This window comes from Embleya sp. L77 (assembly GCF_055557415.1).
Genome location: NZ_CM145709.1, coordinates 5,238,391 through 5,261,235 on the forward strand (window position 1 = coordinate 5,238,391; position 22,845 = coordinate 5,261,235).

The following is a 22,845-nucleotide window of genomic DNA, read 5'->3' on the forward strand; positions in this document are numbered from 1 at the left end:
GGGAAACTTGCCGGAACGCTGAAGGTGTGCCGAAACCAGGAGAAGGGGGTCGAAGGTGAACACGAACCACCGCACCGGAGGACTCGTCGACGGTTTCGGCCGGGTGGCGACCGACCTGCGGGTGTCCCTGACCGACCGCTGCAACCTGCGGTGCACCTACTGCATGCCGGAAGAGGGGCTGGACTGGCTGGCCAAGCCCGAGCTGCTGACCGGCGAGGAGATCTCCCGCCTGGTCCGGATCGCGGTGACCCTGCTGGGTGTGCGCGAGGTGCGATTCACCGGGGGCGAGCCGCTGCTGCGCCGCGAACTGGTGGAGATCATCCGGGCCGCCGCGGCCCTGGAGCCGCGGCCCACGCTCTCCGTCACCACCAACGGGATCGGTCTGGCCCGGCTGGCGGGGACACTTCGCGACGTCGGCCTGGACCGGGTCAACGTCTCGCTGGACACCCTCGACCCGGTGCGGTTCAAGGCGATGACCCGCCGGGACCGACACGCGGACGTGCTCGCCGGGCTCGCCGCGGCCGTGGACGCGGGCCTGGGGCCGGTCAAGGTCAACACCGTGCTGATGCGCGGGGTCAACGACGACGAGGCCCCGGCGCTGCTCGCATGGTGTCTCGAACGCGGCTACGAGCTGCGTTTCATCGAGCAGATGCCGCTGGATGCGCAGCACGGGTGGAAGCGCACCGAGATGATCACCGCCGGCGAGATCCTGGCCGCGCTGCGTGGCGCGTTCCGGCTCGACCCGGAGGACGCGCGGGGCAGCAACCCGGCCGAGCGCTGGCTCGTGGACGGCGGTCCGGGCACGGTGGGCGTGATCGGGTCGGTGACCCGCCCGTTCTGCGGGGCGTGCGACCGGACCCGGCTGACCGCCGACGGGCAGATCCGCAACTGCCTCTTCGCCCGCGAGGAGTCCGACCTGCGGGCCGCGCTGCGCGGCGGCGCGGACGACGAGGAGATCGCCGACCGCTGGCGGGTCGCGATGTGGACGAAGAAGGCCGGTGCGGGCATCGACGACCCGCAGTTCCTCCAGCCGGACCGGCCGATGTCGGCCATCGGCGGCTGAGCAGGCGGCCTGACGCCGGTCTGCGCGCCCGCGCCGCGGGATCGCGAACATCACGTGCCGGACGCGCTCTTCGGGCTGTCACGCGCCGATGTGCGGGATCCTCCGGGCATCCCCACCGGGGCGCGGTCGACTCGATCCGCTCCAGAGGTCCGCGCGTGCCGGCACCGGGTCGCGCCTGCCGAACCCGATCAACCCGCCGAGTCGGCAAGGGAGTTGGACCCGGCAGTCCGGCGATCACCGTGGATCGCTCGGATCGCTCGGCCCGGCGACCGGCGCGGGTCGCTCAGGAGCCGTCGCCGGCCGAATCGGCCGATCCGGCCGGGGGCTGGGGGTCGTGCCATTCGGCGAACGCCACGGTGTCCTTGAGGAATCCGCGGATCGCCAGGAACTGGGACAGATGCTCACGGTGCTCGTCGCAGGCGAGCCATGTCTTGCGCCGCTCCGGGGTGTGCAGCTTGGGGTTGTTCCACGCCAGGACCCACACGGCGTCGGCGCGACAACCCTTCGCCGAACAGATCGCACGGCCGGGGTCGCTGGGGGTGGGGAACATGTCGACCAGTGTCGCAGACGGGGTCGGCCGCCCGGATGCGGTGCGTCGAACGGGCAGCTGACCCTGCGTCAGGCACCAACCGGAGCGCTGCGCTCAGTAAGCAACAGGCTGGTGCGGTAACCGTGTACGCGTCGACTTGCCTGACAGTCAAACGACCCGGACACGGGCGATGCCGGGCAGCCACGGGGGGAGCCGCCCGGCATCGCGTCGGTCGCTCCGACGGGGGATACGGAGCACGTTTCGAAGTATGGCACGTCCTGCATGCGGTTGAAGCACCAACCCGCGTAGCGCTTCCCGCTAATTTTTTGCTGACTGCGAAGGGGCACCCGCCGGGTCGCCCACGCGGCCTCGGTCGGCACCCCCGGGGTTACCGTGCGTATCCGAATTCGTGTGCGAGGAACGGTCGGTGGACTCCGGGCCGGCGGTCGAGGGCGAGCCGACGGGCATCGTCCAGGAGTCTTCGGAATGGGTGTGCACGGTCTCCCGTTCGGCGCTGGTGAGCACCGCTCCGGGCGGCGGCTCCAGCGCCTTGGGCGGCAGCGGCGGCACGAATTGGGCCTGCACCGGCGCGTTCGATGTGGGCTCGCGACCGGCGTTGGCCAGCACCACCGCGATGTAGGGCAGGAAGAGCGCGCCCGCGACCAATATCCACCGCCACGGCGACGGGGTGAACACCGCCGCGATGAAGCACACGGTACGAATGGACATCGAGATGACGTAGCGGCGCTGGCGCCCGGCCACGTCCTCGGTCAGCCCCTTGCGTGCACCACTGATCTGGTACACCGAGCCCTTGGCGTTCTTCACGACTCCACCGTCTCCGACCATGTGCCCACACACTCGTCCCGGCTCTTCACGGTACGCCCGCAGGTGGGCCGCACGGAGACCGGGGGCAGGACCTTTGCCGCAAACTGACCCGCATGGCGGACGGTGGAACGGGTCAGTCGAGCCGCTCCAGAAACTCCGGCGGCACCGCCGGGACCAGCCACACGCCGTTGTCCGAGCGGCGGAACACATGGCCGGCCGCGACCATGCGCTCGGCCCGCACCACGAACAGCACCGGTCGGCCGCGCCGCGCACCCACCCGGCGCGCCGTCTCGGTGTCGGCGGACAGATGTACGTCGTGCCGGGCCATCGGCCGCAGGCCCTCGACCAGGATCGCGGGCACGCTCTCGGGGTTGGTGCCGTGGTAGAGCACGGCGGGCGGCACGGTCTCGACCAGACCCAGGTCCACCGCGACGGTGTGCCCCTGACTGGCCCGGATCCGGGTGCCGTCCGCGGAGAAGGCGAACCGTCGCTTGTCGTTCTCCTCGACGACCTGTGCCAACTGTGCCCGGGTCAGCGCCATCCCGCGGGCATTGCACGCCGCGAGCAGCACGTCCACGTCGACCCAGCCGGCCTCGTCCAGCGTGATCCCGAGCCGCTCCGGCTGATGCCGCAGGTGTCGGGACAGATACTTCGAAATCTTGACGATGTTCATGATGAACCCCAACGAAAGCACGCAGCCCCGCACAGGGACAGCGATTTTCCGCTGCGACGGCATGCCGGGCGGACTCGACCAACCCCACCCGGCACACCGCAACCAAAAACCAAGCCGGAACCCACCCGGCGTCCCGCGGACCGCCGCTGCTTCCGCGGACCGAGCCGAATTCCAGCCCGTCCGGCGTTTGAGGACAACCGGTCGCAGGCCGTCCTGCCCAAGCCGCCGAGCCGGCCGCAGGCCGATCGCAGGCTATTGCGCCTGACTCGGCGAGGACATGTTGAAATCGCGGACCCGCAAAGGCGGCATCGCCGCACGGGTGAACCAGTCGCCCCACTCCCGCGGATACGTCCGCTCGGTACGCCCCACCTCGACCGCACGCCCGAGCACGTCCACCGGCGACTCGTTGAAGCGGTAGTTGTTCACCGCGCCGACCACCTCGCCGCCCTCGACCAGGTACACCCCGTCCCGGGTGAGCCCGGTCAGCAGCAGCGTCTGCGGATCCACCTCGCGGATGTACCACAGGCAGGTCAGCAGCAGCCCGCGCTCGGTCGAGGCGACCATGTCCGCCAGGCTCGGGCCGTCGGCCGGCCCGTCCAGGATCAGGTTGTCGATCTCCGGCGCGACCGGCAGCCCGGTCAGCTCGGCGGTGTGCCGGTTGGTCAGCAGCGACGTGAGCACGCCGTCGGTGACCCAGTTCGTCCGGGTCAGCGCGAGTCCGTTGTCGAACACCGAGGACGCGTCCCCGGAGGCGTGCGCGATGGTGAACGGCGCGCTCTCCAACCCCGGGTAGCCCGGGTCGCTGTACAGCGTCAGCGGCAGTTCGCTGAGCCGGTCGCCGATCCGGGTGCCGCCACCGGGCCTGCTGAAGACCGTGCGGCCCTCGTGCGCGTCCCGGGCGCTGCCCTGCCAGTACATGTAGACCATCAGGTCCGCGACCGCCGTGGGCGGCAGCAGTGTCTCGTAGCGGCCCGCCGGCAGGTCGATCGTGCGTTTTGCCCAGGACAACCGCTGCGCCAGGTCCGTGTCGATCGCGGCCAGGTCCACGTCACGGAAGTCGCGGGTGGGCATGCCGGACCACGCCGAACGGGTCAGGTCGCCCGACTTCGCGTTCAACTCCACGTGCCCGGTGGGCTGGTCGTGCCGCAGCCGCAGCCCGGCCGAGGTGCCCACATAGGTCGAGGTCAGCTGATGCGACGCGAACCCGTACAGCAGCCGGTCGCTCTCCCGGGCCCGCCCGAACGCGGCGCCCAACTCGGGCGCGAAGTCCGCGAACACGCCGATCGAGGTCTGCGCCGGTGCCTCGGTGAAGCCGCCGTCGGGGCCGCCGCCGGCGGCGAGCAGCGGACGCGCGTCCTCGGCCGGGCCGGCGTCCCGCGCCGCCGCCTCCGCGGCCCGGACCAGGCCCTCCAGCCGATCCACCGTCACGCCGCTGCGCGAGACGATCCCGGACGCGGTGCCCTGGGTGCCCGCGACGGTGGCCACCACGGTCACCCGCCGGCCGCGGGTCTCGCCGTTGGTGGTCAGCGCATTGCCCGCCCAGCGCAGGTTGGCCGCCGAGGTCTCCTCGGCGATCACCACGCAGCCGTCCGCCTCGGACAGCGCCAGCGCGCGCTCGACGGTCTCGTTCGGCCGCGTCACCACGGTCTGCCCGCTGCTCATCGACCCGCCTCCTGAACCGTGTTGAGGACCTTCACACCGCGGAACAGTGCCGACGGGCAGCCGTGGCTGACCGCGGCGACCTGCCCGGGCTGCGCCTTGCCGCAGTTGAAGGCACCGCCGAGGACGTAGGTGCCCGGGCCGCCGACGGCCTCCATCGAGCCCCAGAAGTCGGTCGTGGTCGCCTGGTAGGCGAAGTCCTTGACCTGGCCGACGATCCGGCCGTCCTCGATCAGATACGCGCGCTGGCCGGTGAACTGGAAGTTGTACCGCTGCATGTCGATCGACCACGACTTGTCGCCGACGATGTACAGACCCCGGTGCACCCGGCCGATCAGCTCGGCGGTGGACAGGTCGTCATGGCCCGGCTGCAGCGAGACGTTGGCCATCCGCTGTACCGGCACGTGGCCGGGGGAGTCCGCGTAGGCGCACCCGTTGGACCGGCCCAGGCCCTGCATCAGCGCCATCCGCCGGTCCAGCTGGTAACCGGTCAGGATGCCGTCGGTGACCAGGTCCCAGCTCTGCGTCGCGACGCCCTCGTCGTCGAAGCCGATGGTGGCCAGACCGTGCCGCACCGTGCGGTCGCCGGTGACGTGCATGACCGGCGAGCCGTACCGCAGCTTGTTCAGCTTGTCGAAGGTGGCGAACGAGGTGCCCGCGTAGGCGGCCTCGTAGCCCAGCGCCCGGTCCAGCTCGGTGGCGTGCCCGATCGACTCGTGGATGGTCAGCCACAGGTTGCTCGGGTCGATCACCAGGTCGTACTCGCCCGCCTCGACACTGGGCGCCTTGACCCGCTCGGCGAGCAGTTCCGGCAACGACGCCAGCTCCTCGTCCCAGTCCCAGCCCTCGCCCTTGACGTACTCCCAGCCGCGGCCGACCGGCGGCGCGATGGTGCGCATCGTCTCGTACGCGCCGGATTCGCGGTCCACCGCGATCACGGTCAGCTGGGGGTGGATCCGGACCCGCTGCTGCGTGGTCGAGGTGCCGGCCGAGTCGGCGTAGAACTTGTTCTCCTGAACCACCATGCAGGAGGCGTCCACGTGGTCCACGCCGTCGGCGGCGAGCAGTTCCCGACTCCAGCGGGCGAACAGGGCTATCCGCTCGGCCTCGGGTACGTCGAACGGGTTGACCTTGTACGCCGAGATCCACGTCTCGTCGGCGTGCACCGGCTCCTCCGCCAGCGCCACCGTCTCGCCCGCGCCGGCCGCCTCGCTCACCGAGCGGGACACCCGGGCGACCGCCACGGCCTGCTCCGCGACGTGGGCCGCGGCCTCCGGGGTCAGGTCGACGCCCGCCGCGAAGCCCCACGCCCCGTCGTGCACGACGCGGACCGCGAAGCCCACGTCGGTGGTGTCCACGGACGAGTCGGTCCGCCCGTCGCGCAACCGGAAGGACGCGTCTCGCACCCGCTCGAAGCGGAAGTCCGCGTGTTCGGCGCCCAGTTCCCCGGCTCGGGACAGGGCCGCGGCGGCCAGCTCCCGAAGGGGATAGGCGAGGAACGTCGGATCGATCTCGTTGGGCACCCATTCCTCCATACGTTCGGCCTGTCGGCTCGCATCGTTCAGTCAACCAGACACGATGTCGCCGACATTCCGGCCGGCCCGGTCGGCCGGTCCTGCGCTCGGACGGGTCTTGCGCCCCGACAAGCGGAACGAAACCTGCCGGGCACAGGCCGGCCGGATTCGGTCGGTGGAACCGGTCGTTCCGGTTACCGTGCGCTCTTGTCGGGTTCCCACAACGATCGATCGGCCGACGCTGTCCCGGACCGGATTCCCCTTACCCCGGGGTAGCCCGATAGCGTCATCGTGACGTAAGCCGACGGCCCGCGCGCCGACGCGGCCGAGGACGTTCGAGGACGACAGACGACAGAGGAGTGATCCGTTGAGCCGGTCCGTACTGGTCACGGGAGGAAACCGGGGCATCGGCCTGGCCATCGCCCGGGCCTTCGCCGCCGACGGCGACAAGGTCGCGATCACGTATCGCTCCGGCGAGCCCCCGGAGGGCCTGCTCGGTGTGCGCTGCGACATCACCGACGGCGAGCAGGTCGAGCAGGCGTTCAAGGAGATCGAGGCCGCCCACGGCCCGGTCGAGGTGCTGATCGCCAACGCCGGCATCACCCGCGACACGCTGCTGCTGCGGATGAGCGAAGAGGACTTCACCAGCGTCGTCGACACCAACCTCACCGGCACGTTCCGGGTGGTCAAGCGGGCGAGCAAGGGCATGTTGCGGGCCCGCAAGGGTCGCATCGTGCTGATCTCGTCGGTGGTGGGGCTGCTCGGTTCGGCGGGGCAGGCCAACTACGCGGCCTCCAAGGCCGGCCTGGTCGGCTTCGCCCGCTCGATCGCGCGGGAACTGGGATCGCGCAACATCACCACGAACGTGGTGGCGCCGGGCTTCGTCGACACCGCGATGACCGAGGTGCTCGGCGAGGAGCGCAAGGCGCAGATCCTCAAGGAGATCCCGCTCGCGCGCTACGCCGACGTGGACGAGGTCGCCGGCGTGGTCAAGTTCCTCACCTCGGACGCCGCGTCGTACATCACCGGAGCCGTCATCCCTGTGGACGGCGGACTTGGAATGGGGCACTGAACTCATGGGCGACCTGCTTGCGGGCAAGCGCATTCTCGTCACCGGCGTCATCACCGACGCCTCGATCGGCTTCCACGTCGCGAAGCGGGCCCAGGAGGAGGGCGCCGAGGTCGTACTGACCGGATTCGGCCGGCTCTCGCTCGTCAACCGGATCGCGAACCGGCTGCCGAAGCCGGCCCCGGTGATCGAGCTCGACGTGACGAACCCCGAACACCTCGCGGCGCTCGCGGACAACGTGCGTGCGCACGTGCCCTCGCTCGACGGCGTGGTGCACTCGATCGCGTTCGGTCCCAAGGACGCGCTCGGCGGAAACTTCCTCAACACCGAGTGGGCCGACGTGGCCACGGCCGTGCAGGTGTCGGCGTACTCGCTGAAGTCGCTGACGATGGCGTGCCTGCCGCTGATGGAGGCGAACGAGGGCGCCGGTGGCTCGGTCGTCGGCCTCGACTTCGACGCGCAGGTGGCGTGGCCGGGCTACGACTGGATGGGCGTCGCCAAGGGCGCGCTCGAATCGACCTCGCGCTACCTGGCCAAGTACCTGGGCGAGAAGAACATCCGGGTCAACCTGATCTCCTCGGGCCCGGTCAAGACGATGGCCGCGAACAGCATTCCCGGCTTCGAGAAGTTCGAGGGTGTCTGGAACGAGAAGGCCCCGCTCGGCTGGGACCTGCGCGACGCGGACCCGGCCGCCCGGGGCGTGTGTGCGCTGCTGTCCGACTGGTTCCCCAAGACCACCGGCGAGGTCATCCACGTCGACGGCGGCCTGCACGCCATCGGCGCCTGACCCTCATCCGCGCTGCGCGCGGTGGCGGCTGCGCCGCCGACCCCTTTGCACAGCCCGATCGCCCGGCCACCAGGTCGCGGTGGTCGGGCTGTGTCGTTGTGGAGCGTGGGCCGCGAGGCCGAGGCAGGTGCGCCGCCGCCGGTGAAACCGCAGCCTCGGTCGCGAACGACACGGGTGGGCGGGTGGGTGAAAACCTCAGCCCGTCGCGGCGGCGATCGTCGCGGCGATGCCGATCAGCACGGTGATCAGCAGCATGATGCCCAGGATGCCGCCGAGTTGCCTGGCGGAGGACTTGTTCGGGTCCGGCGGCGCCAGCACCGTCTGGCGGATCTCGTCGGTCGCGCCGGATTCGGCGGCCTTGCGGGCGAGGATCTCGTTGCGCGCGTTCGACCGCGCGACTTCCTCCGCGTGGGCGCGCTCCTCGCGGGCCTTGCGAGCGGCCATGGCCCGCTCGTACCGCTCCTTGGAGGATTCGCCAGATGTAGCAGCCATGGGGACGAGTTTCGCAGATCCGCCCCGCCGGACCGACCGGTGGGGCGGCTCGGGCCGGGCCGCGGTGTCGGGCGGGGGTGGGGCAGGCGGGAACTCCGCATCGACCGCCGGGCGTTGCACACACGTGTAGACCCTCGCCGAGTGGATCTTCCCCCCGAGTGCTCCATACGGCGTTTGCGCAGGTCAGAGAGATGGGTGCAGAAGCTTCCCCTTACACGCATCTCGTTATGCCCCGACTGATCACCGGCGCGCTCCTTCTCAGGGGTGGGGCCAGCCCTACTACGCAGGGGTGCCTGCCCCCCGATCAAGACACCGGTCCGCAGGATGTGACCCCCGGTTGCCCGCCAATACCTTCGTGTGTGTCGAGGAAGACCCTCGGCGAAGCGGAGAACACAGGAGCGGGGACCAATGGCATCCAGGCGCAATTTCGCCGCCTCGATCGGTGGCTGGAGTGCACAGCATCGCAAGACGGCGGTATTCGGGTGGCTGCTGTTCGTGGTCCTCGCCGTCGTCATCGGCAACATGAGCGGATCGCGGGAGATCACCGACGCCGAGCGCGGCGTGGGGGAGTCCGGGCGGGCCGCGCGCATCATCGACGACGCGGGGATCAAGGAGCCCGCGGGCGAGATGGTCCTGGTCAGCAGCGACAAGCTCGTCGCGCAGGACGCGAAGTTCCGCGCCGCCGTCGACGATGTGATCAACCGGGTCAACGCCACGCAGGTCAAGGGCGACCAGGGCCCGGCCACCCAGCACATGCGTTCTCCGTACGCCGGTGAGGGCGGCATCTCCTCGGACAAGCACTCGGTGCTGATCCAGTTCGACATGGTGGGCGAGGACGACAAGGCCGTCGACAACATCCAGCCCGTCCTGGACGCGGTGGCCGAGGCCCGCAAGGCGCACCCGGACGTGACGGTCGAGCAGTTCGGTGACGCGAGCGGCGACAAGTGGTTCCAGGACACCATCGCCAAGGACTTCACCCGGGCCGAATGGACCGCCGTCCCGCTCGCCCTGGGCATCCTGCTCGTCGCGTTCGGCGCCGTGGTCGCCGCGCTGCTGCCGGTGGCCCTGGCCCTGACCGCATTCGTGGCCGCGGGCGGTCTGCTCGCACTGAGCAGCCACCTGATGCCGGTCGGCGACAACGCGCAGTCGGTGATGCTGCTGATCGGCCTGGCCGTCGGCGTCGACTACTGCATGTTCTACCTGCGCCGCGAGCGTGAGGAGCGGGCCAAGGGCCGCGACGCGGAGACCGCACTGCGGATCGCCGCCGCCACGTCCGGACGCTCCGTACTGATCTCCGGCATCACCGTCATCGTCGCGATGGCCGGCATGCTCCTGTCCGGGCTCAGCGAGTTCGAGTCGATGGCCTCCGCGACCATCCTGGTCGTGCTGACCGCGGTACTCGGTTCGCTCACCGTGCTGCCCGCGATCCTGTCGATGCTGGGCGACCGGGTGGACCTGGGCAAGATCCCCGGGCTGGCCAAGATGCGCCGCCCCACCGAGGGCAGCAAGGCGTGGGGCAAGATCCTGGGCGTCGTGCTCAGCCGCCCCAAGGGCACCGCGGTGCTCGCCGGCGGTCTGCTGATCGCGCTGACCGTCCCGGCCATCGGCATGAAGACCTCCGAACTGCCGATCGACAAGGAGCTGCCGACCTCGCTGTCCATCGTGCAGACCTACCAGCACATCGAGAAGGCGTTCCCCGGCGGTCCGGCGCCCGCCCAGATCGTGGTCAAGGCGAACAACCCGGACGATCCCAAGCTCGCGGCGGCCTTCGACAACCTGCGCCGTGAGGCGGTCGCCACCGGGCAGATGCACGAGCCGATCGAGGTCGAGCGGCAGGGCAGCACGAACGTCTTCAAGATCTCGGTCCCGCTCGCCGGCAGTGGCAACGACTCGGCCAGCGACAAGGCGCTGTCCACGCTGCGCGGCAAGGTCATCCCGAACACGCTGGGCAAGCTGGACGGCGTGGACGCCCCGGTGACCGGCAACACCGCCGGCTCCAAGGACTTCAACGACAAGCTCGACGACGCGCGGCTGCCGATCTTCGCCTTCGTGCTCGGCTTCGCCTTCCTGCTGATGCTGGTCTCGTTCCGCTCGATCGCCATCGCGGTCACCGCGATCGTGCTCAACCTGCTGTCGGTGGGCGCCGCCTACGGTGTGATGACCCTGGTCTTCCAGCACGGCTACGGCGACGCGCTGGTGGGCACGGACGCACCCGGCGCGGTCGTCTCCTGGATCCCGATGTTCCTGTTCGTGATCCTGTTCGGCCTGTCGATGGACTACCACGTGTTCGTGGTCTCGCGAATCCGCGAGGCGTACGACAAGGGCATGGACACCAAGTCGGCCGTGTCGCACGGCATCCGCACCACCGCCGGTGTGGTGACCAGCGCGGCGACGATCATGGTCGCGGTGTTCGCGGTCTTCGGCACCCTGTCGATGCAGTCGATGAAGCAGTTCGGTGTCGGCCTGGCGGTCGCGGTCCTGCTGGACGCGACGATCATCCGCGGTCTGCTGCTGCCGGCCGTGATGACCCTGCTCGGCGACCACAACTGGTACCTGCCCCGCTGGCTCGGGTGGCTGCCGCAGATGGACCACGGCGACGAGGCGGTCGAGCTGCCGGCCCCGGCCGGCGAGCCGGTCCCCGCGTACGCCTCGGCGAACGGCTACGCCACGCCGACGTACGAGCCGGTCCACCAGGGCGGCGCCCGGTACGAGGAGAACGTGTCCGGCTCGCGCCGGATCCCGCGCCCGCCGGTCGGCTGACCGGGAAGCGCACGGTCGCCGGCGGGATCCCGACGACGACCGTGACCACGACAACCCTGTAGATCCGAGGAAAGCGCGGGTCGGGACCGGATACTCGGTCCCGACCCGTCGTGCGTGTCCGGTCCGGTCGGCACGCCCGGTTCCCGTCCATCGAGTCCTGCGGTGCCGACCCGCAGTGCACAACGGCCGATGTCTGAGAGGCTGAACCCATGGCATCCCACCGACAGCGCAATCTTGTGGTGATGAGGCACGCGAAGGCCGAGTGGCCCGACGGGCCGGACCACGAGCGACCCCTCGCCGAACGCGGCCGCAAGGACGCCGCCGAGACCGGGCACCGGCTGCTCGACCAGGGCATCACCCCCGATCTGGTGGTGTGCTCGCCGGCCGTGCGCACCCGGGAGACCTGGCGTCTCGTGAGCAGGGTCTACGACCACAAGCCGCACACCGTCTACGACGAGCGGGTCTACGAGGCGAGCCCGCAGGCCCTGTTGTACCTCGTCCAGGAGGCCCCCGACGAGGTCGACACGCTGCTGCTGATCGGGCACAACCCGGGCGTCGCCACGCTGGTCAACGCGTTGGCGGGCAGCGGTGAGGACGACACGCTGGTGCGCCTGCGGGAGAAGTACCCGACCTCGGCGGTCGCGGTGCTGAGCCTGCACACCCCCTGGGCCGACCTGCGCGAACGCTCGGCCCACCTGACCCGCTTCACCACGCCGGAGTCCTGACCGAGCACGGGCGAAGACGACCACGACTCAAGCGCCGATCCGGGCGATCGACGGCCCGGTCGGCGCTTGAGGACCGGCCCTTCCGGCCCGTCCGGCGTTCGATGACAGGCCTTTCGAGCCTGCTCGGCGCCGAGGACAAGCCTGGACAAGCCTCCTCGGCCCGTCCGGCGTTTCAGGACAGGCCGGTCAAGCCCGTCCGGCGTTCGAGGACGACTGCTCCGAGGCGGGCCCGGCCGACGCATCCGGTCGGCCGTAGGGCACATCCGCGGCGTCCGCCGCCTCGATCTCGTCGCGGGTGACGCCGAGCAGGAACAGCACGGTGTCCAGGAACGGCACGTTGACCGCGGTGTCGGCGGCCTCGCGGACCACCGGCTTGGCGTTGAAGGCCACGCCCAGACCCGCGGCGTTGAGCATGTCCAGGTCGTTGGCGCCGTCGCCGATGGCGACCGTGGCGGTCAACGGCACGCCCGCCTCGGCCGCGAAGCGGCGCAGCAGCCGGGCCTTGCCCGCCCGGTCGACGATCTCGCCGACCACTCGCCCGGTGAGCTTGCCGTCCACCACCTCGAGGGTGTTGGCCGCGCTGTAGTCGAGCCCGAGCTGCTCCACGAGCGCGTCGGTGACCTGGGTGAATCCGCCCGAGACGATGCCCACCTTGTAGCCGAGCCGCTTGAGCGTGCGGACCAGGGTGCGCGCGCCGCGGGTGAGCACGACCTGCTCGCGGACCTTGCCTATGGCGTCCTCGTCCAGCCCGGCGAGCAGCGCCACGCGGGCCCGCAGCGACTCGGCGAAGTCCAATTCGCCGCGCATCGCGGCGGCGGTCACCTCGGCCACCTTGTCCAGGCAGCCGGCGTGCTCGGCCAGCAGCTCGATCACCTCGCCCTGGATCAGGGTCGAGTCCACGTCCATCACGATCAGCCGCTTGGCCCGGCGCCGCAGGCCGGAGGGCTGGACCGCGACGTCCACCCGGCGCTCGGCGGCCTCGGTGGCCAACTCCAGGCGCAGCTTGTCCGTCTCGACGCCGGAGACCTGGAGCTCGATCGCGGTCACCGGGTATTTGGCGAGGCGGAAGATCCGGTCGATGTTGGCGCCGGTGGCCGCGATCCGGTGCGCTATCCCGGCGAACGCGGCGGCCTCCAGCGGGTGGCCCAGGACGGTCACGTGCGAGCGGCCCTCGCCGCGCGGGCGGTTGTCGCCGACGCCGGAGAGGATCTCCGCCTCCAGCCGCTCACCGTCCGCCCAGCGGTGCACGCCGGCCCGCAGCCGGCCCTCGTCGGTCGGCGTGGTGATCAGGACGCACAGCGTGAGCCGGCCCCGGGTGACGGTCTGCTCGACGTCGACGACCTCGACGGAGTGGCCGGCCAGGATCTCGAAGAGGCTCGACGTCACCCCCGGCCGGTCCTTGCCGAAGATCTTGACGAGAAGGGTGCGCGGCGCATTCATGATGCTTCACGGTACCGGCCGTTCGAGGGCGCGCGCCTCACCGGTCCACGGTACGAACACCGGGCCGATCCACGCGCGGGCGCGATCTACCCAGGCCAGGGGCCGTCCCGGGTCGGCGCCTGCGGATCGGGCGGGGGCGGCGGGCGGTACGCCGGGGCGGGCCTGTTCGAATACGGCGGACCCGGCGGCGCGGGCGCCCCGGGCCCGCTCGGCGCACCGGGGTGCGCCGGACGGTCCTGCGGATACGGCGCGCTCTGCGGGTACCGCTGCTGCGGCGCGGCGCGGGTGGGTCGTGGCGGCCCCGAGGCCGCCGCCGGGGCGGTGGTGCCGGCCTGGCGGTAGCGCACCCAGTCCGCGATCGCGCCGCCGATGAAGCCGGCACACGCGCCCCACAGCAGGCCGAGCAGCACGGTCCACAGATAGTCCGCGTGCAGCGACACCGACGCGCCCGGGGACACCACCCCGCCCAGGATGCTCACCGCGACCTTGAGCTGGAGCTGCATCAGGTAGGCGACCACCAGCAGCCCGCCCGCGAGGGTGACCGCGAACCGCCACGCGTGCTGATGCGGGCGCACCGACGCGGGCGCGCGCATCGCCATCACGGTCGCGCCGAGCAACAGGAGCAGCGCGGAGAACAGCGGTACGAACCAGGCCCGCGAGTCCAACTCGGCCAGCCGGTCGATCCGGATCGGCAGGCCGTCCCCGGCGGAGGCCTTGACCAGCTTGCCCAGTGGGCCGGGCAGACCGAAGGAGAAGCCGCCGACCTCGGTGGGCGCGCTGGTCGTGGTCTTCCACGGGATGCCCAGGCCGAGCGAGGCCAACAACCAGACCGCGTTGGGCAGCGCGAACAACATGCCGCCGATCATCCGCTTCGGCGCGGGCGCGGCGGCGGCCACGAACGGGGTGCCCACGATTCCGGTGACCACCGCGGCGATCAGTACCGCGAGCAGACCGGCGACCGGGGCCCGCAGCACCGCGCGGTGCCGCAGCCACTTGACCGGGAGCGGCCCGCGCGCGGACACCGCGACGGTGGCCACCAGGGTGATCAGCAGCCACAACGCGCCGAAGACGAGCGTGCCGCTCACATCGGTCTCGAACCTGGCCGCCGCGCCGAGGTCGAAGATGCCGATCAGGTCCTGCGCTTGGGCGTTGCCGACCCGGGAGACGAATTGATCGATCGGCAGCGAGTGCTTGCCCATCGACACCACCACGCCGAGCGCGGCCATGGTGAACACCAGGACCCGCACGCCGTGCACGATCAGATCCAGCGCGCCGATCACCAGTCGGTGGCGCAGCGGGCGCAGGAACAACCAGCCCAGCACGAGCGCGCCGATCAGGCCGATGCCCAGCAGCATGATGTCGACCTTGCCGCTGCCCTGCGCGAGCGAGACGTCGCCGGTGAGTTGGCTGAGGATGTCGTCACCCCGGCCGGTTTGTTCGGCCCCCTCGAGATCGACCGTGCCACCCACGGCCAGCGCGATCACCGCCGCGATCAGCGCGGGCATCGTGCCCGATCCCAGGTCGTTTGCGCCCAGCAGCCACAGCGCCGCCCACGCCGCGACGGCCATCGCCACGAACGCGGCGAGCACCGCGCCGAGCGCGTGCAGCCACGGCGTCACGCCGCCCCAGGACGCGGGGCCGGCCGGTGGCCGGTCCGGAGGCGGAGCGTGCTGTGGTGCGTTGTGCTGCTGGTTCCAGGACACGACCGCTCCTGTCACGTGCGACCCGGCTGCCGGATGAGCGGGACAAACTCGACTATCGAGCGCCCCGCCCCGCGCGTCAACGGATTCGGCCGGACTGCCCCCCGGTGAGCGGCACAACGGCCGGACAACCGGCTGGACGAAGGAGCATACGGACGGAGAAGTTGATGTTGTAATCGCCCTTCGGAGTGGTTCCGTACGCTTCCGCACCGGAAAGGCTGCCCGTGAGGCCCGTGCGTCCCTACACTCTCGAAGGGTGGGGGACAGCTATACGCCAGAAGGACCGGCAGTGCCGCACCTGACCGTCGGCACCAGCGTCGGAGCGCCCGTGATCCTGGATCCGGGGCGCGAACACGTCGTCGGTCGCGACCCGTCCTGTGCGATCGTGCTCGACGATCGCCGGGTGTCGCGCCAACACGCGGTCCTGCGGGTGGGCTCGGACGGCTGGGAGTTCGTCGACACCAACAGCGTCAACGGCTCGTGGATGCGCGGCAATCGGGTGCACCGCGTGGTCGTGGGCCGAGGCTGCGAGGTGTTGCTCGGCGACCCGGACGACGGCGACCCGCTGCGGCTCGCGCCGGAGGCGAACGTCACCGAGGTGGTGCCGCCGCGCGTGGCACACCACGACCACGTGCAGATTCCCGAGCCGCCGCGCCGCAGCGAACCGCCGCCGCGCCGCGCCGAACCACCGCACGCGGGCGAGCCGCCGTACACCCCCGAGCCGCCCTACGTGCCCGAGCCGCCTCGGCAAGTGCCGGACCGCGCCCGCCCGTTGGGCCGCGCACAGATCGGCGCCGGGCCGCACGCGGATCCGCGCCCCAGCGTGGACCGGGCGCCGAGCATGGTCATCCCGCTGCCGGTGCGCACCTTGCGGATCGGCCGCGCGCTGGACAACGACCTGGTGCTCACCGACCTGATGGTCTCCCGGCACCACGCGGAGTTGCGCACCACACCGGGCGGCCGGCGCGAGATCGTCGACCTCGGCAGCCACAACGGCACCTTCCTCAACGGGCAGCCGATCGAGCGCGCGCTGCTCGGCGAAGCCGACCTGGTCGGCATCGGGCACGCCACCTTCCGGCTCGACGGCCAGGAGTTGCGCGAGTTCATCGACACCGGCGAGGTGTCGCTGGAGGTGCAGAACCTCACCGTCACGGCCGGCAAACGGGTCCTGCTCGACAACGTCTCCTTCCCGCTCGCCGAGCGCAACCTGCTGGCCATCGTCGGCGGTTCGGGCGCGGGCAAGTCCACCCTGCTGGGCGCGCTCACCGGCAGCCGCCGCGCCGCCAGCGGCAAGATCCTCTACGACGGCCGCGACCTGTACGCGAACAACGCCGAACTGCGCCAGCGGATCGGCCTGGTGCCGCAGGACGACATCCTGCACGCCCAGCTCACCGCCCGCACCGCGCTGCGCTACGCCGCGCAGTTGCGCTTCCCCGAGGACACCGAGGCGGCCGAGCGCGAGCGACGGGTCGAGGAGGTGATCGGCGAGCTGAGCCTGGACAAGATGCCGCGCGGCGCCACGTCGCCGTACGCCGACACCAAGGTCAGCAGTCTCTCCGGCGGCCAGCGCAAGCGGGTGAGCGTGGCCGTCGAGCTGCTCACCAAGCCGTCCGTGCTCTTCCTGGACGAGCCGACGTCCGGCCTGGACGAGGGCCTGGAACGCTCGGTGATGGAAAAGCTGCGCGAACTCGCGGACGACGGCCGCACGGTGATCGTGGTCACCCACAGCACCCGCAGCCTCAACGTCTGCGACCGGGTGCTCGTGCTCGCCCCGGGCGGTCGGATCGCCTTCTTCGGACCGCCGGACGAGGCGCTGCCGTTCTTCGGCAAGGGCGACTGGCCCGAGGTCTTCAAGATGTTCGACGACGAGCCGGACCGCGACTACGAGGGTCCGTTCCGCCGCTCGGAGCTGTACGGCCGGTACATAGAGGTCGGTCGCGACCGCGCGCACGCCGAACAGGGCGAGCGACCGCAGGCGAAGCCGCCCAAGCCGCAGGGCTGGTTCTCCCAACTGACCACGCTCTCCCGGCGCTACCTCGCGGTGATCTCCTCGGACCGCAAGTACCTGGCGCTGCTGGCGATAGCGCCGCTGTTCCTGGGCATGTTGTGCCGGGTGATCCCCGGCAAGCTGGTCAGCCCGGAGGGGGCGCCGCCGGGCTCGAACCAGGAGGCGACCACCAAGCTGCTCGTGCTGTTCGTGATCAGCGGCCTGATGGGCACCGCGACGGCGGTCAACGAACTGATCAAGGAGCGCGCCATCTATCGGCGCGAGCGCAGCGCCGGGCTCTCGGTGTCCGCCTACCTCGGCTCGAAGATCATCGTGCTCGGGTTGATCTCCGCGATCCAGGGCGTGGTGCTGACCGCGGTCGCACTGGTCGGGCAGAAGTTGCCCGCCGAGGGCGTGGTGATCAGCCCGCCGATCATCGAGATCGGCATCGCGGTGGTGCTGTCCGCGATAGCGGCGATGGCGGTGGGCCTGGTGGTCTCCGCGTCGATCGGCAGCGCGGAGTTGGCGATGCCGCTGCTCGTGGTGATCGCGATCGTGCAAGTGGTGCTGTGCGGCGGCCTGTTCCCGCTCAACGGCAAGGCCGGCATCGAGCAGATCTCCTGGCTGGCCCCGGCCCGCTGGGCCTTCGCCGCGGCCGGCAGCACGATAGATCTGGCCACCCAACTGCCGCGCAAACCCGGCGAGTCGCCCGATCCGCTGTGGAAGCACGACCCGAAGGTCTGGTACCGCAACATCGGCATCCTGGCCGGCCAGATCGCGGTCTACGGCCTGATCGCGCTGCTCATGCTCCGGCGCCTGGACCCCAAGACCAAGCGCAAGCGCGGCAGCTAGCGTTGCTTCTGCTTCTGCTCCTGGTCCTACTCCTGTTCGTGCTCGGCTCAGGCCCGGTCCGGCTCCAGGGCCGCGCCGTACGCCGCCACCATCGCCCGGCGGCAGGCCCGCTCCAGCGGGGCGAGCGCGCCGAGCCGGGCGGCCATCTCGGCGGCGCTGACCGCGGCGCCGTCCTCGCGACCGGCCACGCTCAGCACCGCGTGGATCCGGCGGGCCTGGTCGAGCACCCGGCCCGCCCGCCCCGGATGGCCGGGCGCCACCCTGGTGTCCGAGTCCTTGCGGTACAGCGCGGCGAGGGCACGCTGCGCCGCCGGGCCGCTGCCGGCCACGTCCAGCCGGGTCAGGTCCTGGATTGCGTCGCGCATCGCCTCGGCCAGTTCGCGCTCCGCCTCGGCCAGGAACGGCCCCGGGGCGGGCCGGTCGGTCACCTCGACCATGCGCCAGGCCACCCGTACGGTCGCGTCGCCGATCGAGCCGTGCCGGGTCACCTCGGGCACCAGGCCGTACGCGACGCCCGGCGCGCCGACCGTGATCGCCGCCTCGCCCGCGTCCAGTGCCAGGTCGTTGAAGGCGGGTGGGCCGGGCAGTGCCAGTGGATCGCCGGACACCGGCAGGGCCAGTCGCAGACCCGTCACGCCCAGCGCCCGCAACCGGCCCAGCGCCAGCGACAGGCCGACCGGCACAGCTTCGCCCGGCACGCCCGTCACCCGATGCGGTTCGTCCGTTCCGACGATCTCGGACACCGCGTCGTCCGGCGGAACGTGCCCGGTCAGCAGGGCATTGCCCCATGCGACGAGAAGTCCGGAGCGAGGTTCGGCAAGCATGCGGACAAGCGTAAGGGGCGTCACAACGCTCCCGGACACGACCTGAGGTCGCTCGGTGTCATAGGTTTCTCCCGGACCGGGTGCAACAACGCGGACCACGGAGCGAGGCGGTGATCCCACACAACGGGATGCCGTCCGGCGGCGTAGCGCACGATGGGGAGCTGGCAGGCGATGAGCGACGTTCTCGAACTGGTTGACGTATCGGTGGTGCGCGACGGTCGCCCTCTGGTGGACCAGGTCACCTGGTCGGTCGCGGAAGGCGAACGCTGGATCGTCGTCGGCCCCAACGGCGCCGGCAAGACGACGCTGCTGCAACTGGCGTCCACCTATCTGTTCCCCACCACCGGCACGGTCGCCGTGCTGGGCGAGAAGCTCGGCACGGTCGACGTGTTCGAGCTGCGCCCGCGGGTGGGGATGGCCTCGGCCGCGCTCACCGACAAGCTGCCCCGCCGCGAGCGCGTCCTGGACATCGTGCTGACCTCGGCCTACGGGATGACCGCCAAGTGGCACGAGCGCTACGACGCCGAGGACGAGCAGCGCGCCCGCCGACTGCTCGACCAGCTGGGCATGGCCGAATACATCGAGCGCCGGTTCGGCACGCTCTCCGAGGGCGAGCGCAAGCGGGTACAGATCGCCCGTGCGCTGATGACCGACCCCGAGCTGCTGCTGCTCGACGAGCCGGCCGCCGGGCTCGACCTGGGCGGGCGCGAGGACCTGGTCCGCCGGCTCGGCACGCTGGCCGCCGACCCGTACGCGCCGTCGATGATCCTGGTCAGCCACCACGTCGAGGAGATCCCGCCCGGCTTCACGCACATCCTGATGATCCGTCAGGGACGGGTGCTCGCAGCCGGCCCGATCGCCGACACGCTCAACTCGCGCAACCTCTCGCACTGCTTCGGTCTGCCGCTGATCGTCGAGCAGCAGTACGGGCGTTGGTCCGCGCGCGGGCTGCCGATGCCGGAGGCGCCGGACGCGCAGGGCTGACTTCCGCGGCCGATCCCGGGCTGATCATTCGTCCGAGAACCCCCTCCTGCCCACAGCGTCCACGATCTACGATGAACCCGTGGACGCATGGATGTGGTGGCTCATCGCGGTCGGGGCATTCGGCATCTTCGGCGTGCTCACCTCCTTCGTGGAGATGGGCATGTTCGCGATCGGGGCCGCCGCGGCTGCCGCGGCCGGCGGAGCCGGCGGCAACTTCCTGATCCAAAGCATCGTGTTCGCGGTCGTGTCGATCGCGCTGCTCGTGTTCGTACGACCCATCGTGGTCCGGCACGACAACACACCCGGATCACGCACCGGCATCGAGGCGCTCAAGGGCACCAGCGCCGTGGTCCTGGAGCGCGTCGACGAGAACGGCGGCCGGATCAAGCTGGCCGGCGAGGTCTGGTCGGCCCGCAGTCTGGACGCCACCGCCGTGTTCGAACCCGGCACCCGGGTGGACGTAGCGGACATCGTGGGCGCGACCGCCGTGGTGATGTGACGCCCGATCGGTTGCGCCGATCGTGTTGACGTCCCACGTGGGCCCGCGAACCCCTAGGCTCGATACAGCCTTGGTTTTCAAAGGCAGCCGCAGGCAAGCAGGACCTCGGGAGAGATCGTGAAGGCCACCGCCGTCATCGTCCTGGTCGTACTCGTACTGCTGGTGGTCGTCGCCCTGGTCAAGACGGTCAAGGTGATCCCCCAGGCGAGTGCCGCCATCGTCGAGCGTTTCGGGCGCTACACCCGCACGCTGCACGCCGGACTCAACATCCTCGTGCCGTTCATCGACCGGATCCGGCAGATGATCGACCTGCGTGAACAGGTCGTTCCCTTCCCGCCGCAACCGGTGATCACCGAGGACAACCTCGTGGTCCAGATCGACACCGTCATCTACTTCCAGGTCACCGACCCACGCGCGGCCACCTACGAGATCGCCAACTACATCCAGGCGATCGAGCAGCTGACCATCACCACGCTGCGCAACATCATCGGTGGCATGGACCTCGAACAGACGCTCACCTCGCGCGAGGAGATCAACGCGGGGCTGCGCGGCGTGCTCGACGAGGCGACCGGGCGCTGGGGCATCCGGGTCAACCGGGTCGAGCTCAAGGCGATCGAGCCGCCGCCCTCCATCCAGGATTCGATGGAGAAGCAGATGCGCGCCGAGCGGGACAAGCGCGCGGCGATCCTGACCGCCGAGGGCCACCAGCGTTCGCAGGTGCTCACCGCCGAAGGTGACAAGGAAGCCGCCGTGCTGCGCGCCGAGGGTGAGCGCCAGGCCGCGGTGATCCGGGCCGAGGGTGAGGCGCGCGCGATCGAGACCGTCTTCGAGGCGATCCACGCGGGCGAGGTGGACAACAAGCTGCTCGCCTACCAATACCTCCAGATGTTGCCGAAGATCGCCGAGGGCAGCTCGAACAAGCTGTGGATCCTGCCCAGCGAGGTCACCCGCGCCCTGGAGGGCATCGGCGACGCGGTCGGCAACCTGTCCTCGAACGGCTCCGGCCCGGCACACCGCGTACCGCAGGTGCCGGTCGAGGAGGAGCCGGCCTGGCCCGGCTCGGGCACTCCCGCCGCGCCCGTACGCAAGCCGCCGGCCGGAAACGGCGCCTCGTCGGCACCGCGCCCGCCCGCCGAGCCGCCGGCCGTGCCCGCGCAGGCTCCGATCGAGCCGCCGCGCCGCGGTGGTCCGCCGGCCGCCGACGTCGAACCCCCGCACATCGAGCGGGGCCACCGCCCGCCGCGCTGAGGTAGGGCCCGCGGCTGCGATGATCACTGGCGTGCCGCGATGATCTCTGGCGTTGCGGCCACGGGGGACCGACGTCCCCCCGGGTGCCAGGATCATCGCGGCGAAGCGGGTGGACATGAGCTGGTTGGAAGCTTTGGCGATCTTCGCCGCGGGCATCGCGGCCGGCGGGATCAACACGGTGGTCGGCTCCGGCACGCTGATCACCTTCCCCGTGTTGCTCGCCTTCGGGTATTCGCCGGTCACCGCCAACGTGTCGAACACGATCGGCCTGGTGCCGGGTTCGATCAGCGGGGCGATCGGATACCGACGCGAACTCGTCGGCCAAAAGCCCCGGTTGATCCGCCTCGGGCTCGCCTCCCTGCTCGGCGGCCTGACCGGCGCGATCCTGCTGCTGACGCTGCCCGACGACGCCTTCAAGGCGATCGTGCCGGTGCTGATCGTGCTCGCGCTGGTGCTCGTGGTGCTGCAACCGCGCCTGGCCAAGCGGCTCGCGGCCCGGCGGGCCGAGAACGGCTCGGCCGGCGAGGCGCCGCGGCACGGCGGCCCGTTGTTGTGGGTGGCCGTGTTCGGGACCGGCATCTACGGCGGCTACTTCGGCGCCGCCCAAGGTGTCCTGTTGCTCGCGCTGTTCGGCGTGTTCATCGCGGAGAACCTGCAACGCATGAACGCGGTGAAGAACGTGCTCGCCGGCATCGTCAACGGCGTCGCGGCGATCGTGTTCATGCTCGTCGCCGACGTCGCGTGGTGGGTGGTTCTGTTGATCGCGATCGGCTCGGTGATCGGCGGCCAGATCGGCGCCAAGGTCGGCCGCCGGCTGCCGCCCACGGCACTGCGTGCGGTGATCGTCGTGGTGGGCCTGATCGCGGTCGTTCGACTGCTGCTCTGACGCCGCTCCGGCTACCCTGACCTCCTCTAACAGCCCCACCGGGGAGGTGGCCGGATGGCCCTGGAGATGCGCGAACGGTGCGAACGCTGCGACGTGGCACTCGGGGCCGACGGCCCGGCCCGGATCTGCTCGTACGAGTGCACCTTCTGCGAACCGTGCAGCGCCGCGATGGACGACGCGTGCCCCAACTGCGGCGGCGAACTCGTGCGGAGACCACGCCGGGCGGAACCGGCGATCGGGTAGCGGCCGGGCGGGGCGGGCGGGCGGATTGCGCCGGGCGGAATGGGTGGTCGGGGAGCTGCCGGGCGGAGCGGGCGGAACGGGTGGTC

General features: G+C 70.9%; 20 protein-coding genes. 11 read left to right on the forward strand and 9 right to left on the reverse strand.

Going from position 1 to position 22,845, the window contains the following annotated elements; translation table 11 throughout:
• Positions 1-55 precede the first annotated feature (55 nt).
• Entirely contained in the window at positions 56-1,063 is a 1,008-nt protein-coding gene (gene moaA, locus ACZOOI_RS22515) for a GTP 3',8-cyclase MoaA (RefSeq protein ID WP_465277505.1), read from the forward strand.
• Between the two features lie 283 nt (positions 1,064-1,346).
• Here the strand turns inward: moaA and ACZOOI_RS22520 are convergent, their stop codons facing one another.
• The 5 genes from ACZOOI_RS22520 to ACZOOI_RS22540 form a co-directional block, all read right to left on the reverse strand.
• Complete coding sequence (locus ACZOOI_RS22520) at positions 1,347-1,613, reverse strand: hypothetical protein (RefSeq protein ID WP_465277506.1); 267 nt, start codon at positions 1,611-1,613, stop codon at positions 1,347-1,349.
• Between the two features lie 297 nt (positions 1,614-1,910).
• Positions 1,911-2,417, reverse strand: a complete 507-nt coding sequence (locus tag ACZOOI_RS22525) for a DUF3099 domain-containing protein (RefSeq protein ID WP_465277507.1) — start codon at positions 2,415-2,417, stop codon at positions 1,911-1,913.
• Between the two features lie 133 nt (positions 2,418-2,550).
• Positions 2,551-3,090, reverse strand: coding sequence for an RNA 2'-phosphotransferase (locus tag ACZOOI_RS22530; protein WP_465277508.1), 540 nt, complete (start codon positions 3,088-3,090; stop codon positions 2,551-2,553).
• 252 nt (positions 3,091-3,342) lie between these two features.
• The gene (locus tag ACZOOI_RS22535; protein ID WP_465277509.1) at positions 3,343-4,752 is read right to left on the reverse strand and encodes a metallopeptidase TldD-related protein; all 1,410 of its coding nucleotides are present in this window, start codon (positions 4,750-4,752) and stop codon (positions 3,343-3,345) included.
• The gene (locus tag ACZOOI_RS22540) at positions 4,749-6,272 is read right to left on the reverse strand and encodes a TldD/PmbA family protein (protein WP_465277510.1); all 1,524 of its coding nucleotides are present in this window, start codon (positions 6,270-6,272) and stop codon (positions 4,749-4,751) included. Before ACZOOI_RS22540 ends, ACZOOI_RS22535 begins: the two co-directional genes overlap by 4 nt.
• Before the next feature lie 358 nt (positions 6,273-6,630).
• On the opposite strand from ACZOOI_RS22540, the gene fabG reads away from it, so the two are divergent.
• Both fabG and fabI read left to right on the forward strand, forming a co-directional pair.
• Positions 6,631-7,335, forward strand: a complete 705-nt coding sequence (fabG, locus tag ACZOOI_RS22545; protein ID WP_020556165.1) for a 3-oxoacyl-[acyl-carrier-protein] reductase — start codon at positions 6,631-6,633, stop codon at positions 7,333-7,335.
• 4 nt (positions 7,336-7,339) lie between these two features.
• Entirely contained in the window at positions 7,340-8,119 is a 780-nt protein-coding gene (gene fabI / locus ACZOOI_RS22550) for an enoyl-ACP reductase FabI (RefSeq protein WP_465281259.1), read from the forward strand.
• 195 nt (positions 8,120-8,314) lie between these two features.
• On the opposite strand, the gene ACZOOI_RS22555 is transcribed toward fabI, so the two are convergent.
• The gene (locus ACZOOI_RS22555) at positions 8,315-8,611 is read right to left on the reverse strand and encodes a hypothetical protein (RefSeq protein WP_391582474.1); all 297 of its coding nucleotides are present in this window, start codon (positions 8,609-8,611) and stop codon (positions 8,315-8,317) included.
• Positions 8,612-9,019: 408 nt separating this feature from the next.
• On the opposite strand from ACZOOI_RS22555, the gene ACZOOI_RS22560 reads away from it, so the two are divergent.
• On the forward strand, positions 9,020-11,371 hold the full coding sequence (locus ACZOOI_RS22560) for an MMPL family transporter (RefSeq protein ID WP_465277511.1): 2,352 nt from the start codon (positions 9,020-9,022) through the stop codon (positions 11,369-11,371).
• 209 nt (positions 11,372-11,580) lie between these two features.
• Positions 11,581-12,096 carry a SixA phosphatase family protein gene (locus tag ACZOOI_RS22565; RefSeq protein ID WP_465277512.1) on the forward strand — a complete coding sequence of 172 codons (516 nt, stop codon included), beginning with the start codon at positions 11,581-11,583 and terminating at the stop codon, positions 12,094-12,096.
• A gap of 186 nt (positions 12,097-12,282) precedes the next feature.
• Here ACZOOI_RS22565 and serB read toward each other — a convergent pair whose 3' ends face one another.
• A complete protein-coding gene (gene serB / locus ACZOOI_RS22570; RefSeq protein ID WP_465277513.1) occupies positions 12,283-13,536 on the reverse strand; it encodes a phosphoserine phosphatase SerB in 1,254 nt (417 codons plus the stop codon).
• Positions 13,537-13,622: 86 nt separating this feature from the next.
• Entirely contained in the window at positions 13,623-15,239 is a 1,617-nt protein-coding gene (locus ACZOOI_RS22575; RefSeq protein WP_465277514.1) for a streptophobe family protein, read from the reverse strand.
• 286 nt (positions 15,240-15,525) lie between these two features.
• Here ACZOOI_RS22575 and ACZOOI_RS22580 point away from each other — a divergent pair, with 286 nt between their 5' ends.
• Positions 15,526-18,075, forward strand: coding sequence for an FHA domain-containing protein (locus ACZOOI_RS22580; RefSeq protein ID WP_465277515.1), 2,550 nt, complete (start codon positions 15,526-15,528; stop codon positions 18,073-18,075).
• Between the two features lie 47 nt (positions 18,076-18,122).
• Here ACZOOI_RS22580 and ACZOOI_RS22585 read toward each other — a convergent pair whose 3' ends face one another.
• Positions 18,123-18,899, reverse strand: a complete 777-nt coding sequence (locus tag ACZOOI_RS22585; protein WP_465277516.1) for a hypothetical protein — start codon at positions 18,897-18,899, stop codon at positions 18,123-18,125.
• 171 nt (positions 18,900-19,070) lie between these two features.
• On the opposite strand from ACZOOI_RS22585, the gene ACZOOI_RS22590 reads away from it, so the two are divergent.
• The 5 genes from ACZOOI_RS22590 (at position 19,071) to ACZOOI_RS22610 (ending at position 22,759) form a co-directional block, all read left to right on the forward strand.
• On the forward strand, positions 19,071-19,883 hold the full coding sequence (locus ACZOOI_RS22590) for an ABC transporter ATP-binding protein (RefSeq protein WP_391582467.1): 813 nt from the start codon (positions 19,071-19,073) through the stop codon (positions 19,881-19,883).
• 91 nt (positions 19,884-19,974) lie between these two features.
• On the forward strand, positions 19,975-20,382 hold the full coding sequence (locus ACZOOI_RS22595) for an NfeD family protein (RefSeq protein WP_465281260.1): 408 nt from the start codon (positions 19,975-19,977) through the stop codon (positions 20,380-20,382).
• 117 nt (positions 20,383-20,499) lie between these two features.
• Positions 20,500-21,630 (forward strand): SPFH domain-containing protein, encoded by a 1,131-nt coding sequence (locus ACZOOI_RS22600; RefSeq protein ID WP_465277517.1) that lies wholly within the window; start codon positions 20,500-20,502, stop codon positions 21,628-21,630.
• A gap of 115 nt (positions 21,631-21,745) precedes the next feature.
• On the forward strand, positions 21,746-22,516 hold the full coding sequence (locus ACZOOI_RS22605) for a sulfite exporter TauE/SafE family protein (RefSeq protein WP_465277518.1): 771 nt from the start codon (positions 21,746-21,748) through the stop codon (positions 22,514-22,516).
• A 54-nt stretch (positions 22,517-22,570) separates the two neighbouring features.
• A complete protein-coding gene (locus ACZOOI_RS22610; RefSeq protein WP_465277519.1) occupies positions 22,571-22,759 on the forward strand; it encodes a DUF1272 domain-containing protein in 189 nt (62 codons plus the stop codon).
• The last annotated feature ends 86 nt before the right edge of the window (positions 22,760-22,845 follow it).